Below are 16548 nucleotides of genomic sequence, written 5' to 3' on the forward strand. Positions count from 1 at the left end.
GGGAGGATCTAATAGATCAATTCCCCTGTTTTATATTTTAACAATTCTTTCTTATATAAATAAAGAGCAAGACTAAGCTTTTTTATATTAATAGAATAAGAACAATTTTAAAGGTGTTAGGATGATGGCATGTGGAGTATAAATCAATTCGCCCAAAAAAGATATATGAAGAAATATCAGACCTTATTCTTTCTATGATACGAGAAGGGACGTTAAAACCCGGGGATAAGCTGCTTTCTGTTCATCAGCTTGCAGAACAATTTGGAGTTGGAAGGTCTGCTGTGCGTGAAGCATTAAGTGCTGTTCGTGCGATGGGATTAATTGAGATGAGACAAGGAGAAGGGACCTATGTAAAAAAATTTGATCCTTCTCATTTACTAATACCTCTACATTCTCACCTTTTATTGCAACAAGAAGATCTTGTTCACTTATTTGAAGTTCGAAAAATCGTTGAAGTGGGAGCTGTACAAGCCGCAGCTATAAAGCGTACTAAAGAAAATTTAAAGGAAATGGAACACTGGATTGACAAAGGAAAAGATGTGGCGGTTGATAAAGAAGATGGAAGTTTTATTGATTTTCACTTTCATCTGACAATTGTTAAGGCTTCTCATAATCCGATTCTATTAGAACTTATGAGCCATATCTCAAAAATGATTGAAAAAACGATTCATGAAACCTATCATTCCATTTTATATAAAGAACAAATAACCAAAAATTTATTCTATGGACATCTAGCTATTTATGAAGCTATTAAAAAACAGGATGTTGAGAGCGCAAGCAAGGCAATGATGAATCATTTAATAGAAAGTGAAAAACTACAGTCTGTTTTAAGACATCATAAAGATGAATATAGCGCGATTTGAAGAACTTTGCTAGATTGCATATATCATTTTCATCATTACTTTTTATCTTTTAATAGTCAGATGACCAGATAAATTTAAGGATATGTTGAGAGGAGATTTAAAAATGAAAGTGAGTCTATTTATCACATGCTTAGTCGATACTTTCCAATCAAATGTTGGTAAAGCAACAGTTGAGTTACTTGAGCGTCTTGGATGTGAAGTTTCATTCCCTACCTCGCAGGTTTGTTGCGGTCAACCTGCTTACAATAGCGGCTATGTTGCCGAAGCTAAGAAAGCCGCGAAAAATATGATTCAAACTTTTGAAGATGCGGAGTATGTAGTGACGCCTTCTGGATCTTGTGCAACGATGTTCCATGAATATGCGCATATGTTTGCAGGAGAGGGTGAATGGGAGGAACGAGCAAAGCGCCTTGCCGAAAAAACATATGAACTAACTCAATTTATTGTAGACGTTTTAAATGTTACAGATGTGGGGGCGCGTTTAAAAGGAAAAGCAACTTATCATACATCTTGTCATATGACACGTTTGTTAGGCGTTAAAGAAGCACCTTTTACGTTGCTTTCTAATGTAAAAGAGTTAGAAGTCGAGCAACTTCCGAATTCCCAAAACTGCTGTGGGTTTGGTGGAACTTTCTCTGTCAAAATGATGTCAATATCCGAACAAATGGTAGACGAAAAAGTAGCGAGTGTTAGGAAAACAGGAGCGGACTATTTAATTAGTGCAGATTGTGGGTGCTTAATGAATATTGGGGGAAGAATGGAGCGTTTAGGAGAATCAGCAAAGGTATTGCATATTGCGGAGGTATTAAATAGCCGTTGAATTAAGGGGGAATAAAAAATGAGCATGAAAATTAGCGATAAAAAGTTTAATGAACGCGTTGATAAAGGTATTCAAGATTCTACAATGCGCGAAGCCGTATCTACAGCTCAAGAGCGCTTGTATACACGTCGTTTGGCAGCTAGTGATGAGCTTGGGAACTGGGAAGACTGGCGAGAGCTAGGAGAGCAAATTCGTCAACACACATTGGAAAATCTAGACTATTACTTAATGCAATTAAGTGAAAATGTTACAAAACGCGGGGGTCACGTATTTTTTGCCAAAACAAAAGAAGAAGCAGCTCAATATATTAAGGAAGTAGCAGAAAAAAAGCAAGCTAAAAAAGTCGTTAAGTCTAAATCAATGGTAACAGAAGAAATTGAAATGAATAAAACACTCGAAGATATCGGATGTGAAGTAGTAGAGAGTGACCTTGGCGAATACATCTTGCAAGTGGATGATCATGAGCCACCTTCTCATATTGTAGCTCCAGCTCTTCATATGAAAAAAGAACAAATTCGTGATGTATTTCAAGAAAAATTAGGTTATGAGCAATCAGAAGATCCTTACGAAATGACAAAGTTTGTTCGTAAAATTCTTCGTGAAAAATTTCTTGAAGCAGAAATTGGGGTAACAGGCTGTAACTTTGCAGTTGCAAATACAGGTTCCATCTGTCTAGTAACCAATGAAGGAAATGCAGATCTTGTCACAGCTATTCCTAAAACGCAAATTGCTGTAATGGGAATGGAACGTCTAGTACCAACAATGGAAGAACTAGATGTGCTTGTTGGATTGCTATGTCGAAGTGCAGTCGGTCAAAAGCTAACAAGCTATATTACGACAGTGGGACCTAAATACGAAGAAGAAGCAGACGGTCCAGAAGAATTTCACCTTGTTGTAGTCGATAATGGCCGTTCTGAAATTTTAGGATCTGAGTTCCGCCAAGTTTTACAATGTATCCGTTGTGCAGCCTGTATTAACGTATGTCCAGTATATCGTCATGTTGGAGGACATTCTTATGGCTCTATTTATCCAGGTCCGATTGGTGCAGTATTAAGTCCATTATTAGGTGGTTATGATGACTATAAAGAGCTTCCATATGCATCGAGCCTTTGCGGAGCATGTACAGATGCTTGTCCAGTTAAAATCCCATTGCATGATCTGCTTGTAAAACATCGTCAAGTCATCGTTGAAAAAGAAGGTCGGGCCCCTCTCGCTGAGAAACTTGCGATGAAAATGTTTGGCATGGGTGCTTCATCTGCTGCTTTGTACAAATTAGGAACAAAGATGGCACCTACAGCTATGAGACCTATTGTATCAGGAGACCGAGTGTCTAAAGGAATTGGACCTTTAAAAAATTGGACAGAGATTCGTGAATTTCCAGCTCCAAGTAAAGAACGTTTCCGGGACTGGTTTGATGATCATAAAAAAGGCGGTGAAAAATAATGAAGGGAACATCTCAAAACCAAGAAGTTTTTTTAAATCATATTGCTGAACAACTCGGGCGTGAAAGACGAAAGAGTGGGGTTACACGGCCAGACTGGAAGAATAACGTGAATTGGGAAGTAATGAAAGGATATACAGAAAAAGAATTAATAGCTACGTTTACAGAGCATTGCAGTAAAATTCATACTGTTGTTCTAGAAACAACAAAAGCTAACTTATCACAAACATTAAAACAAATTGTTTCTGAGCATGGAGGCGGTCCTATAATGACTGCTGATGATTCACGTTTCGAAGAATATGGGTTAGCAAATTTACTTGAGGAACAATGGCCAAATGAAGAGATAGAAGTAAGCGTGTGGAATTCAGGCAACGGACGCGAAGAGAACCACGCCTTAGCTGAAAAAGCTAACTTCGGCATTGTATTCAGTGATTATGCACTTGCAGAATCAGGAACAATTGTTGTAAAAACTCATCCGGGACAAGGGCGAGCCCTACACTTTTTACCAACTATTTACGTGGCTATTATTCCACGCGAGACGATTGTGCCACGAATTACACAAGCAGTTCATGATCTAAATCAACAGGTGGAAAAGGGAGAAGACGTTGCTTCTTGTATTAACTTTATCTCTGGACCAAGTAATTCTGCAGATATCGAAATGAATTTGGTTGTGGGTGTGCATGGCCCCTTAAAAGCTTTTTATGTAATTGTGTGATAATAGGGTAAATACAAATAGGGATTCTAGTTAGAATCTCTATTTGTATTTATAAGGCGATAGATAAAGGAAGAATAAACGAGCAAGTAGAATCAATGTAATGAATAAAGGAACGAAAGGTTAGGGTAGAAAAAATAATGGCTAGTTTAAGGAAAGGGGACAGGCTTGCAAAGCTGTTCAAATTATAAAAATGATAGAAGCCAAAAGTACGATGCATACATATATAGGAATTCAAGAAGGTGAAGAAGGAACTTTCTATGTAAATGAAGTAGATGATAAAAAGCTCTGTAAGCCTTTTTTAGAGGAGGAGTAAATCAATAGCCTAGAATAAAATAGCCAAGCCCCATTTTAGGAGCTTGGCTATTTTGGATTCTATTCCTTATTTAATGTATTCTTTTAAGCGCTGTATCGTTCCTTTTCAATTTCTTTTAATGATTTTCCTCTTGTTTCTGGAGCCATTACTAAGCCAATGACTGCTGCAATTAGCAAGAATCCAATCATAATAGAACCTGATACTTTAAATCCTAATGTTGAAATCATAGTTGGAATTGCAAGTGAAATAAGGCCAACAGCTACACGTGATGTACAGAAAAGGAATCCTTGTGCTTTTGCACGATATTTTGTATGAAATAACTCACTTGACCATAGACCGTAGAAGGCTTGAGCACCAAATCCTGCTGCAGTTCCCCATAGTATGACAAATATAAGCAGTTCAGTCATTCCCATTCCGCCATATGTGAGAACAGCCCAAGCAACGATTCCCATAGCAGCTCCTATTCCATATAATATACGTCTGTTTACCTTATCACCTAATTTAATAAAAACAAAGTACGATCCTAGAACGGTTAATACCCATAAAAAGGCTTGTAATAAATTGGCTTGTGTTGAGGAAAGTCCTCCAACAGTTTCATAAATATAAGGCATAAAGTATCCCATTACCCCAGCAACTAGATTCCAGAAGCAATAGATACCAAGCAATAAAACAATGGCATGACGATTTGCTTTGACTGTGAATAATTCTTTAATTGGGCTTTCTAGCTTTTTACCTTTTGCTTTTTGGCTTTCTTCTTTTTGTTTTTCTTCTTCCCAAATTTTTGATTCATTAATTTGCTGTTGCATAATCCACGTAATTAAAGCGATTACAAATAATTGACCAAAAATAATTCGACTTCCTAATAGACCTAATGGAGCTAATGCTACAGAAAGAAGTAACGAGATAGCGGGACCAATAGACCATGCTAACTGTCCCCATCCTACACGAGCTGCACGTTCATTTTCAGGCGCTTCTTCTGCTATATACGTCCAAGCAGCAGGAATGGCAGCTCCTACAGCTAATCCCGTAATAACATAGCCGATTAATAACATTGGAAAGTTAAAAGATAGAATAGTTAGTAAGACACCAAACATATATACAAGTAAATCATATTTATAAATTAACTTACGACCATACTTATCAACTAGAATGCCTCCTAATAAGGCTCCTGCTGCTGAAGCGAAACCGTTGGCACTCAGTGCTCCTAATAACCCTAGTTTAAAGTCATCTAGATTTAAATATTCCATCCAAAGCGTTAGCCCACCAGCAGCCGCTACAATGGATCCTGCTTCTAAATAGTTTGACATCGCTACAGTAAGAGTAGACTTTAATCCACCTTTAGTATTACTGGCCATATTCAAAACTCCTCTCAAGTTCACCCAAACAATGATAAAAATGTTTGGATTTCTGTGATTTTCTTGCTGACTGTATCTTCTTAAAGAGTTATGCTAAGTAAAACAATTCATCTAAGTCCACAGAACGGGGACTATTATCTGAATTCGTTTCCATTAAAGGCTCCATATAATCCCACCACTTTTTACAAATGGCGCTTTCAGCCATCTTGCTCCATTTATCTTCATCTTCAATCTCCAAATAAGCAAACAATTTTCCAGTTTCTTTTTCTAAGAAAATTGAATAATTATGAGCGCCATGTTCTTTTAATGCTTCTACCATCTCTGGCCATATCTCATCATGTCGACGTTTGTATTCGTCAAATTGATCTTTATAAACAAACATAATACTTGCTTTTCTAATCATTACTTTCACCTCAAATAGTTTATAGCGATATTAAGATAGCGCTTACAATGTGTGTATTGTGACATGGTGCTTATTAAATTGAACTAGGGATAGTGCTTTGGATTCGTTTACAAATCTAGAAATGTCTAATTGCCGGCTTGTTAGCTTTTACTCGTTTAAAAATAGTTTTCTACCTAACAAAAATAACTGGACATAAAGTGTAAAATGTCACTCTCTTTAAGAAGAATCTTGAAATATCTTGTTTATAGTATACATATTATCATAAAAACAAAATAAAACAACAATTATTTTTGTTTTATTTTTGTTTGTGTTTTAAAAGTGTTTGTTTATAAAAAAGGCAAACTTACCTATAGAGGAGTTTGCCGAATGAGATAGCGTATAGAATTTTACTTAACTGTGTGCAGTAGCTTCTTTAAAAAAATAAGAAGCAGGCTCATTACCCCAATTCACAGCTGTTACCGTTATATTTTTCTCCTTAAGTATTTCTTTTGAAGTGTTGTCTAATTTGAAATCTACAATAATTTGATCAATATTGTGTAAGGAAGTAATATGAGAAAAATCTCGGTGTCCAAACTTACTTGAATCAACCATCAAAATAGTTTGGGCTGATCTTTCAATCATTTTCCTTTTTAATAATGCTTGCCATTCATTTGAATCGCTTAATCCATTCGTTAAATCAAGTCCCTTACAAGAAAGAAAAGTTTTGTCAACGTGATAATTATCAAGGGAACGTTCTGCTAAAGGCCCAACGTAAGATAACGATTTAGGAAGCAGTATGCCTCCTGTTGATATAACTTCAATTTTTTCTTTTTTACTAAGTTCCATTGCTACTTTAATCGAATTTGTAATAACGGTAAGTGGAAAATCAGGAAGGGATCGTGCCATATACCATGCAGTAGTGCTAGCATCAAGGATAATCCGATCTCCACTTTTTACTTGATTAACAGCTTCACGAGCAATTATTTTCTTTTCTATTACATTTATGATTTCTCGTTCAGAAAAATCCACTTCTAGATTTTTCTCCTGAATGCTGAGAGCTCCTCCATGACTTCGGCGCAATTTATTTTCTCTTTCAAGCTTCTCAAGATCACGCCGAATTGTTTCTTCTGTTACAGAAAATATTTCACTTAGTTCAGAAACACGGATGGTCGTTCGTAAGTTTACTAAGTCCACTATTTTTTTTTGTCTTTCAGCTACTAGCATTTCTAACTTCCCTTCTTTTTTACAGTTTTAAAAAATTATGAATAGTAAATCCAAAAATAAATATATTAGTCACTTTTTGTTTATTTTTGTTTAATCATATCATATTTCTTAAATAGAGAGGGATTCCCTATAATAAAAAGAAAATTAAAAGTGTTTTTTCTTATATAAACAAATTAATTACTATTATGATTAACTAATCTAATATCATAAGTTGGAATCCTCTATAACCGAATGGTTAGTAGATAAAAAACAAAGATGAAATAATGGTTAAAAAAACAAAAAACAAAACAAAACAAAAAAATATTGTTTATTTGTGTTGACTTTTTCCCTTGGAAAACATATCATGGTTTTGTAAATACTTTGATTCAAATATTTAAAGTAGTAGTTATTATATATAAACTCCAGAATTAAAAAGCTATTTATAATATCTCTTAAAGAGAATAAAGGGAGAGATGATGAAGTGAAAGAGGTTATGACAAAGAAAGACATATTAAAAGCTCCTTTCCTCCAAGAAATGACGAAAACGACCGCAAATCTTTACCGATTAGGGTGGGATGAACGTAATGGGGGAAATATTAGCTATCTATTAGAAGAAGAGGAAGTAGCTACGTATTTAAACATTAATGATATTAAGCGTACAGTACCAATGATTTTTGATGGTTCTGCTTTAGCTGGAAAGTATTTTATTGTAACTGGTTCAGGTAAATACTTCAAAAATGTAATCGATAACCCAGCTGAAAATCTTGGTATCATTCGTATAACTGAGGATGGTAGATCTCTTGATATTTTATGGGGATTAGAAGACGGAGGAGTACCAACAAGTGAACTTCCTTCTCATTTAATGAGCCATATTGAACGATTAAAAGTGGATCCAGATCATCGTGTTATTATGCATTGCCATGCAACTAACCTTATTGGAATGACTTTCACTCATAGCTTAGATGAGAATGCGTTTACAAAAACATTATGGCAAATGTGCACAGAATGTATTGTTGTATTTCCAGAAGGAATTGGTATTATTCCATGGATGGTTCCAGGAACTGATTCAATCGGGGAAGCAACTGCAGAAAAAATGAAAGATGTTCGTTCTGTTATCTGGCCTCATCACGGGGTATTTGGAGCTGGAACTACGATGGATGAAACATTTGGTTTAATTGAAACAGCTGAAAAAGCTGCAGAGGTATATACAATTGTATGTGCACAAGGCGGAGTTAAACAAACAATTACAGATCAACAGCTTCAAGACCTAGCAGATGCATTTAATGTTGTGCCAAAACAGGGAATTTTAAACTTATAAAAATAAACGTAGATAAAATTCACAATTAATAGGGGGACTTGGGAAATGAGCACACAAACAGATGTTAAACAATATCAAATGTATATCAATGGAGAGTTCACGAATTCTAGTTCCAATGAATTCATCCAAGTAATAAATCCAGCAACGGAAGAAATTATTTCAGAAGTACCAAGCTGCACAATCGAAGAAGTTAAAGAAGCTATCAATTTTGCAGAAGAGGCACAAAAAGAGTGGAAGAAAAAACCTGCTGCTGAAAGAGCCAAGTATTTAACTCGTTTAGCGGAAGAAATTCGAAAGAATAAAGATTATCTAGCACGTGTTATTTCAGCAGAACAAGGAAAAGTACTTGCTCTCTCTACTACAGAAGTTGAATTTACAGCTGACTATATTGATTACATGGCAGGATCAGCGAGAACTTACGAAGGAGAAATTCTTCAAAGTGACAGACCAAATGAAAACATTATGATTTTTAAGGAACCGATTGGTGTTGTAGCTGGATTTTTACCATGGAATTTCCCATTCTTTCTTGTAGCTAGAAAAGCTGCTCCTGCATTAGTGACAGGTAATACAATTGTAATTAAACCTAGCAGTGATACACCAAATAATGCAATTGAATTTGCAAAACTAGTGGAAAAAGTAGGCATTCCAAAAGGTGTATTTAACCTTGTAACAGGACGCGGTGGCACAGTTGGTAATGAACTTGCTTCAAATGAAAAAATTGGTTTAGTAAGCTTAACAGGTAGCGTAAATGCGGGTGTAAGCGTTATGGAAGCAGCTGCTAAAAACGTAACAAAAGTAAGTCTAGAGCTTGGTGGAAAAGCACCAGCTATTGTAGCAGAGGATGCAGACATCGATTTAGCAGTTAAGGCGATTGTGGACTCACGTATTATTAATACAGGGCAAGTGTGTAACTGTGCGGAACGTGTATATGTTCATGAAAATATCGCGGATACATTTATTGGGAAAATTGTTGACGCAATGAAAAATGTGAAATACGGTAATCCACTTGAAGATAAAGACTTAGATATGGGGCCACTTACAAATAAACAAGCAGTAGAGTCTGTTGACTCAATGGTGAAAAAAGCAGTGGAAGAAGGGGCTCAAGTATTAACAGGTGGAAAACGCGGGGATGCAAAAGTCGGCTATTATTATGAACCAACTGTTCTTGTGAACGTAAAGCAAGATTCACAAATCGTACAAGAAGAAGTATTTGGACCTGTTCTTCCAATTATGACATTTAAAGATCTAGACGAAGCGATTGAACTAGCAAATGACTGCCAGTATGGCTTAACATCTTCTATTTTCACACAGAACCTAGATACAGCAATGCGCGCTGCAAATGAATTACTATTTGGCGAAACATATATCAACCGCGAAAACTTTGAAGCTATTCAGGGCTTCCATGCAGGTCGTAAGAAATCTGGAATTGGTGGAGCGGATGGTAAGCATGGTTTAGAAGAATTTTTACAAACTCATGTTGTTTATCTCCAACACAATCCAAATAAAAAATAATATAAGAGAAATATAATTTCATATTGAGAGCAATATTAATAACTTGCAACATATTTTAGGACTAATTCAAAAATCTGTGAATTAGTCCTTTTTTTCATGTGGATGATTTTAATGGAGAATCCTTTTAATCGGAAAAGGGCAGTGACCTTCACCTAAATATAGATTGAATAACCTGCTTTGTTTAAATGACATTAGATACAAAGAAGAAAAAAGCCCAGAGGGAACTTCTATTGAAGCTTCTTCTGGGCCTATTTTAGTTTTCTTATTGATTGATATCCTATACTAAAGTCTTTAAATCTTCTTTTGTAAAGGCAGTTAGCTCTTCCGTTTTACCGTCACGAATTTTAGTTACCCATGCAGGGTCATTCAGTAGTGCTCGACCAATTGCTACAAGGTCAAACTCTTCGTCTTCTAGACGTTGAACTAATTCATCAATGCTTGCAGGTTGACTGCCTTGGCCTTTTGTAAGTAGATCCATAAATTCAGAATCTAATCCAACAGAGCCAACTGTAATAGCAGGTTTGCCTGTTAGTTTACGAGTCCAGCCTGCCAAGTTAAGATCAGAGCCTTCAAATTCTGGTTCCCAGAATCGACGAGTTGATGCGTGGAAAATATCAACGCCAGCTTCCACAAGTGGTGTGAGAAAACGTTTTAGTTCGTCAGGGTTTTTTGCTAGTTTGAAATTGTAGTCGTTAGCTTTCCATTGAGAAAATCTAAAAATGATAGGGAAGTCAGGACCAACAGCCTCGCGTACGGCTTTAATAACTTCTACTCCAAAGCGAGTGCGTTGAACTAAATCTCCGCCATATTCATCATTGCGTTTATTAAAGGAATCGGCGAAGAATTGGTCAATTAGGTAGCCATGAGCTCCGTGAATTTCAACTGCGTCAAAACCAATTTTTTTAGCATTAGCAGCAGCTTGCCCATAAGCATTCACAATGTCCTTAATTTCTTGCACACTAAGCGGTTCAGATACTTGTTCACCACTAAAGTTGATGCCTGAAGGTCCAACAGGAGTAGCATTTGAACCAGGGAAATGTTCTTTTTGACGAGCCATTCCTGTGTGCCAAATCTGTGGAGCAATTTTTCCGCCAGCTTCATGCACTTCTTGAACGACCCGTGCCCAGCCGTTTAACGCTTCTTCTCCGTAGAAATGAGGAACATCGTGTTCCGCTCCTGCAGCAGGATGTTCAATAAGTACTCCTTCAGTAATAATTAACCCAACTTCATTTTCTGCTCTGCGACGGTAGTAAGCGGCAACATCAGCTCCTGGAATTCCATTTGGTGAAAAACTACGAGTCATAGGTGCCATGACGATACGGTTTTTAAGTTTTAGGTTTTCAAATTCAAATGGCTTAAACAAAGGTTCAATAGATTTTTGTGAATTCATCATTTTTCTACTTCCTTTACTTGTTAATTTAAGTTTGATTTTTTGAAAAAATTCATTTGTTGGTAAAAAATCAATGTTACAGTTTAGTACATAAATAATTTATTGCATGCGCACGCATATAAATTATCATTCCTTTAGTTAACCTGTCAAATAATATGTTTAGTGTCTAATTTTACTTTTTAATATGTGCCATATTTAAAAATACTTAATGTGTTGGAGTATAAATTATCACTATATATCTTTCTTTGTCAACACATATACTCTTAACTAGAGCAGTAGATGAACAACCTATATGTGTGCGCTTATGAATTCATATATGGAGTGAAAAAGCCGATTCCGTAATAGAGAAATCGGCTTTTTATTTATGCATGTCAAATATTAATCAACCCATTGAACAACTTCATCTTGGCTCTGTCTAGATTTTTCGCGGTATGGTTCTTCAGCTCTGTATCCGAATGCTGCCATAACGGATACGCTAAAGTTTTCACGATCTAGCAAAACTTCATTCTCTAAGACTTCATTTACCTTTTCCATATGGAAGCCTTCAATTGGACAAGAATCAATGCCAATTAATGCTGCGGCTGTTAACATATTACCGAGTGCAATGTATGTTTGTTTGCTAGCCCAGTCAAACAACGCTCGTTCACTTTCATATAGGTTAAGGTTAACACCTTGGAAGTGTTGATAAGCTTTCACCATTTGCTCCATCTTATCATCAGGAACTTTTTTCACATTTTTTAAAATATGTTGCCCATAATCTGACTGAGGTGTGGCATTTTTGCGCGCAAGAATAATAACGAAGTGACTAGCTGTCGGAAACTGGCCTTGAGCTCCGGAGCTTACTTCACGTAATTTTTCGCGAATTTCACGATTTTGAACGACTAAAAATCTCCATGGCTCATATCCAATTGAACTTGGTGATAAGCGGCCTGCTTCTAAAATGAAATTAAAGTCGTCTTCTGAAATTTTTTTTGCTGGATCAAATGCTTTTGTCGCATGACGAAAGTTAAAGGCGTCCATAAGCTCTTGTTTTTTTGTTGCATGATTAATCATCATAAATCCACCTTTCTTAGCTTTTTCATACATCATTCCATGAATAAAGAATGTAACTAACGGTAATCTTCAATACGAGTATATTGTAATGGACTAAACCATTTTAGTAAAATAAATACAACTGGGTAAAGGTTTTAGAAAAACTAAAGTAATAAGAGAAGTCAAGCTATCAGCCCTTACAAGCTAATGTTCAGTGAGGTTCTGAAGCTATGTGAAATGGCTTAATAATTAAGAAGATAGCTTTGGAAGAGTAAGGGAATTTTCAGTATAACCTAACCTTTAAGAAAATTAAATCTGTTATGATAATAGTGGTGATAATAATGGGGAAAAAAGTAGACAAAACAAACGTCATGCGAATTCTTGATCAGAAAAAGATTTCGTATCGCGATTATTCTTTCGATAGTACGAAGCTTCAAGGAATTGAAGTTGCCACCTATCTTAAAGAAAATCCTGAACAAGTATTTAAAACACTTGTTACAGTAGGGAAATCAAAAGAACATTATGTCTTTATGGTTCCAATTGCAAAAGAGCTAGATTTAAAAAAAGGGGCGAAAGCAGTAGGAGAGAAGTCAATTGAAATGATACTGCAAAAAGACCTTTTACCTCTTACAGGATATGTACATGGAGGCTGTTCCCCTATAGGAATGAAAAAACAATTTAAAACGTTTATCGATGACACAGCGAAAACCTTTAATACCATTTATTTTTCTGGTGGACGTGTAGGACATCAAGTACAAGTGTCACCAAGTGATCTGCAAAAAGTAATCAGAGTTACTTTTGCGCCAATCACAAAAGATACGTAGAATTAGGATAAGCTAAGTGGAATCATAAAAATTATACAAGCTTATTATTAAAAAATCGTACGTAGTGTTTTTAGTAGTTCGGTTTTGTGGAAGTGTAATAAAAGTTTGAAAGATGTACCTTTTAACAGATGGTTGCTTGTGAGCCAAACGAAACTGTCCCGGCTCTCATTACCGCTGTGAAATGCATTTCAAATGAGCTCATAATGAACAATCTACTAAAGGAGTTAGCTTAAAAGTTAACTCCTTTACGTTTGTTATAGGAAACCTGAAAGTAGGTCTGCTGTCATATTTACATGATATATAGAGGAAAAAGGGGAGTTTGTTTAGAAATTAGAAGAGAAAGGGAAAAAGATAGATACGTATGAAGGTTGATGGTTTTAGATAACCGTATTTCATTGTTAAAAGACCTTCTGTCTTAGAAAGCTAGGTTTTTTGATTATTTATGAAAAAGGAGCGAGTATAATGAAACAAAAAACAGTAGGGTTTTTTTCAAGACATACATTTTCTACTCCAGAGGAAAATTGGAACGGGCGGTTTGAATGGTATGAAAAAATGAGAAAGACTTCACCTATTACATACAATGAAGAGGAGAAGTGCTGGGATATATTCTTATATGAAGACATTGAAGCAATTATCAAAAATAAGGAAGTATTCTCTTCACAGCGACCTGTTCAACAAGGAGAACCAAACATTCTTAGTCTCGATCCTCCTCGTCATACTCAATTACGTTCACTTGTGAGCAAAGCTTTTACCCCAAGAGAATTAAATTTATGGAAACCTCGAATTGAACAAATTACTGAAAACCTTATAGATGATATGAAAGGTAAAACAACATTTGATTTAATTAAAGATTTAGCGTATCCATTACCTGTTATGGTTATTGCTGATATTCTTGGAGTTCCCGAAGAGGATATGGGGGACTTTAAACGATGGTCTGATTTATTAGTTGCAGGACCAGAAGATTCATCAGAAGAGGCACTTCAAAGATTACAAAAGCTTCGTACGCAAAGTATTACTGAAATGGATACGTATTTTAAAGAGATTATTAAATACAAAAGAACTCATCCTAAGGAAGACATTATTTCTATTTTAGTAGATGCTGAAATAGAAGGACAAAAGCTAACAGACGGTGAAATTGTCTCATTTTGCCGCTTGCTGTTAGCAGCAGGTAATGAAACAACAACAAATCTTATTGGAAATACAATGTATGGATTGTTAGAAGAACCGAGCCATTACCAAGAGCTTCAGCAAAATCCTGAGCATATTACATTAGCCATTGAAGAAGGATTACGTTACCGTTCACCTGTTCAAGCACTTCATAGAATTGCGAAAGAAGATAAGGAAATAAAAGGGCAGCACATAAGAAAAGGAGACTCTGTAACACTATGGATTGGATCCGCTAATCGTGACGAAAATAAGTTTGAAAATGCCGATCAGTTCATGATTAATCGAAAACCTAATCCACATCTATCATTTGGAAAGGGAATTCATTTCTGTTTAGGTGCCCCTTTAGCTAGAATGGAAGGACAAATTGCTTTTGAACAATTAACAAAAGAATTCTCAAAAATCTGTATCCCTCATGATTTTGAATTATTGCCTATTCAAAGTGCATTTGTGTTTGGACTTAAAGAATTTCCGCTAGAAGTACAGGAGAATTAAAGTTTTAGAGGATTTCTACATTTAGGAATACAATGCAGCACATGAACTTTGATCATTCATTTTTTCTTAATCTAGGGGAGATAGCCTATTTTTAAATTGAAAATGAACATAAAGACTTCTCTAATTTTTCGTTTGGATTTTGATAAATATAAAAGAGAATTCGCTAGGATAATGATGAAGAAGAAAACTGGATAACAAACTTGTTAAATAGAAGATGTTCTCGATTAAGAGAACATCTTTTTTATTCCCATCATTCATTTATAAAGACAAGATGTTGCTTTGTAGAGGGATGATAATGTTCGTTTGAAAAAGTATTTTTGTATTTGCCTTTTAGTAGGTGAAGGGGTGGATATATTATGAATTTTCATATCGCTCTGTCAATGTAGAAAATTAGGATGTCACAAAATGTTCACTTACGAGAGCATTTTTCCTATCGATATAATGACAAATATAAAAGTGAAAGGGTGATTAACATTACCAAAACTTAAAAAAGAGAATATATTTTTGGATAGGTAAAATATCGTACATAAACTTATTTTCCAATTATTTTTGTGAAAGGAAGTTAGGTATGAAACTGAAAAATAAGAAAAAGGCCGACTTAAGAGTTATAATTATTGGAGGAGGAATTGGTGGTACAGCAATCGCAGTTGCTCTACAGAACGAAGGAATTCATGCTGAAATCTATGAACAGGCATCATCTATAAAGGAGGTTGGGGCAGGTATTGGTATGCGCCCGCCATCTGTAGAGTTGTTCAAGGATTGGGGAATTTATAAGGAGATAGAGAGTAAGAGTTGGCAGAGCGATTTTATGGAGATACTGACCGGTAATCGAGATCTTCTTATAAAAGAAGAGTGGCCTCTTTTGACTGAAAATTCAGATGGAAGATGGGCAAGATTAATTCATCGAGCAGATTTAATTAATACTCTTATTAGTCAATTACCACCTGAATCAGTTCATTTGAATCATAAGTGTGAGCGTGTCATCAACTATAACGATTATGCAGAAGTACATTTTACAAACGGTATCTCTGTTGATGCTGACTTAGTTATTTCAGCGGATGGGATTCATTCAAAGGCTCGTTCAATATTTTGTAATGTCACTCCTGTTTATTCTGGTTATCATGCTTATCGAGCGATTATAAATGAAGAAGCTACATTTGGTCTTGCTTCTGATAACACACTAAGAATTTTTGTAGATGGGCAAGTACAGGTCTATTTGTTACCATTACAGTATAGAAAGCAAATTTCGGTTGATATTACGGTACCATCCGAAGATCCATCATGGCGGCCGGATATAGAGAAAAAAGATATTATCAAACACTTAAGAAACTTTGATCCTAAAATCCAACAAATCGTAGAAAGTATAGAGGAGTTCAATTGTCGAGCCCTCTATGATATTGATCCACTAGAGCGTTGGTCTTCTAATTGTATAACCCTTCTTGGCGATGCTGCACATGCTATGCTTCATAACCAAGGTCAAGGGGCAAACATGGCGATACAAGATGCGGGAGCATTGGCTATTGCGTTGCGTGAAGCGGATTCAATTCCAGAGGCATTACGAAAATACGAGTCATGGAGAAAACCAATAACAACTAGATATCAAAGGTTATCTCGTCAATTTCCGTCTGAACAAAGTGAAACAGCTTTTCCTGAAAAAAACTATTTCTAAAATATCCGTAGATCTGAATATAGCAAACTACGAATAAAAAAATTCTAAACAA

The 16548-nt window shown here is 35.7% G+C and carries 14 protein-coding genes; 9 read left to right on the forward strand and 5 right to left on the reverse strand.

The window, feature by feature from the left end; translation table 11 throughout:
• Positions 1-173: 173 nt before the first annotated feature.
• The 4 genes from ACK3CR_RS15080 (at position 174) to ACK3CR_RS15095 (ending at position 3839) form a co-directional block, all read left to right on the forward strand.
• Positions 174-863, forward strand: coding sequence for a FadR/GntR family transcriptional regulator (locus ACK3CR_RS15080; RefSeq protein ID WP_328124983.1), 690 nt, complete (start codon positions 174-176; stop codon positions 861-863).
• A gap of 103 nt (positions 864-966) precedes the next feature.
• Positions 967-1683: a (Fe-S)-binding protein gene (locus ACK3CR_RS15085; RefSeq protein ID WP_488975678.1), complete on the forward strand. Its 717-nt coding sequence runs from the start codon at positions 967-969 to the stop codon at positions 1681-1683.
• An 18-nt stretch (positions 1684-1701) separates the two neighbouring features.
• Positions 1702-3126, forward strand: coding sequence for a LutB/LldF family L-lactate oxidation iron-sulfur protein (locus tag ACK3CR_RS15090; protein WP_243512036.1), 1425 nt, complete (start codon positions 1702-1704; stop codon positions 3124-3126).
• Positions 3126-3839, forward strand: coding sequence for a LutC/YkgG family protein (locus ACK3CR_RS15095; protein ID WP_243512034.1), 714 nt, complete (start codon positions 3126-3128; stop codon positions 3837-3839). Before ACK3CR_RS15090 ends, ACK3CR_RS15095 begins: the two co-directional genes overlap by 1 nt.
• Before the next feature lie 396 nt (positions 3840-4235).
• On the opposite strand, the gene ACK3CR_RS15100 is transcribed toward ACK3CR_RS15095, so the two are convergent.
• From ACK3CR_RS15100 to ACK3CR_RS15110, 3 genes are all read right to left on the reverse strand, one after another.
• Complete coding sequence (locus tag ACK3CR_RS15100) at positions 4236-5507, reverse strand: MFS transporter (protein ID WP_243512031.1); 1272 nt, start codon at positions 5505-5507, stop codon at positions 4236-4238.
• Positions 5508-5595: 88 nt separating this feature from the next.
• A complete protein-coding gene (gene rhaM, locus ACK3CR_RS15105) occupies positions 5596-5910 on the reverse strand; it encodes an L-rhamnose mutarotase (RefSeq protein WP_243512021.1) in 315 nt (104 codons plus the stop codon).
• A gap of 390 nt (positions 5911-6300) precedes the next feature.
• Positions 6301-7113, reverse strand: coding sequence for a DeoR/GlpR family DNA-binding transcription regulator (locus tag ACK3CR_RS15110; protein WP_243512018.1), 813 nt, complete (start codon positions 7111-7113; stop codon positions 6301-6303).
• Positions 7114-7585: 472 nt separating this feature from the next.
• Between ACK3CR_RS15110 and rhaD the strand changes: the two genes are divergently transcribed.
• Together rhaD and aldA are read left to right on the forward strand one after the other, a co-directional pair.
• Complete coding sequence (rhaD, locus tag ACK3CR_RS15115; protein ID WP_243520898.1) at positions 7586-8410, forward strand: rhamnulose-1-phosphate aldolase; 825 nt, start codon at positions 7586-7588, stop codon at positions 8408-8410.
• Positions 8411-8455: 45 nt separating this feature from the next.
• The gene (gene aldA / locus ACK3CR_RS15120; protein ID WP_328124910.1) at positions 8456-9922 is read left to right on the forward strand and encodes an aldehyde dehydrogenase; all 1467 of its coding nucleotides are present in this window, start codon (positions 8456-8458) and stop codon (positions 9920-9922) included.
• 277 nt (positions 9923-10199) lie between these two features.
• Here the strand turns inward: aldA and ACK3CR_RS15125 are convergent, their stop codons facing one another.
• Entirely contained in the window at positions 10200-11315 is a 1116-nt protein-coding gene (locus ACK3CR_RS15125) for an NADH:flavin oxidoreductase (protein WP_328124908.1), read from the reverse strand.
• A gap of 375 nt (positions 11316-11690) precedes the next feature.
• The gene (locus ACK3CR_RS15130; RefSeq protein ID WP_488975797.1) at positions 11691-12365 is read right to left on the reverse strand and encodes an NAD(P)H-dependent oxidoreductase; all 675 of its coding nucleotides are present in this window, start codon (positions 12363-12365) and stop codon (positions 11691-11693) included.
• Positions 12366-12685: 320 nt separating this feature from the next.
• On the opposite strand from ACK3CR_RS15130, the gene ybaK reads away from it, so the two are divergent.
• The 3 genes from ybaK to ACK3CR_RS15145 all read left to right on the forward strand — a co-directional run bounded on the left by ybaK (position 12686) and on the right by ACK3CR_RS15145 (position 16496).
• Positions 12686-13168: a Cys-tRNA(Pro) deacylase gene (ybaK, locus tag ACK3CR_RS15135; RefSeq protein ID WP_243511961.1), complete on the forward strand. Its 483-nt coding sequence runs from the start codon at positions 12686-12688 to the stop codon at positions 13166-13168.
• Between the two features lie 462 nt (positions 13169-13630).
• On the forward strand, positions 13631-14827 hold the full coding sequence (locus tag ACK3CR_RS15140) for a cytochrome P450 (RefSeq protein ID WP_243511957.1): 1197 nt from the start codon (positions 13631-13633) through the stop codon (positions 14825-14827).
• 568 nt (positions 14828-15395) lie between these two features.
• On the forward strand, positions 15396-16496 hold the full coding sequence (locus ACK3CR_RS15145; RefSeq protein ID WP_488975679.1) for an FAD-dependent monooxygenase: 1101 nt from the start codon (positions 15396-15398) through the stop codon (positions 16494-16496).
• Positions 16497-16548 lie beyond the last annotated feature (52 nt).

The sequence above is a fragment of the Priestia sp. TRM10 genome, assembly GCF_057808375.1.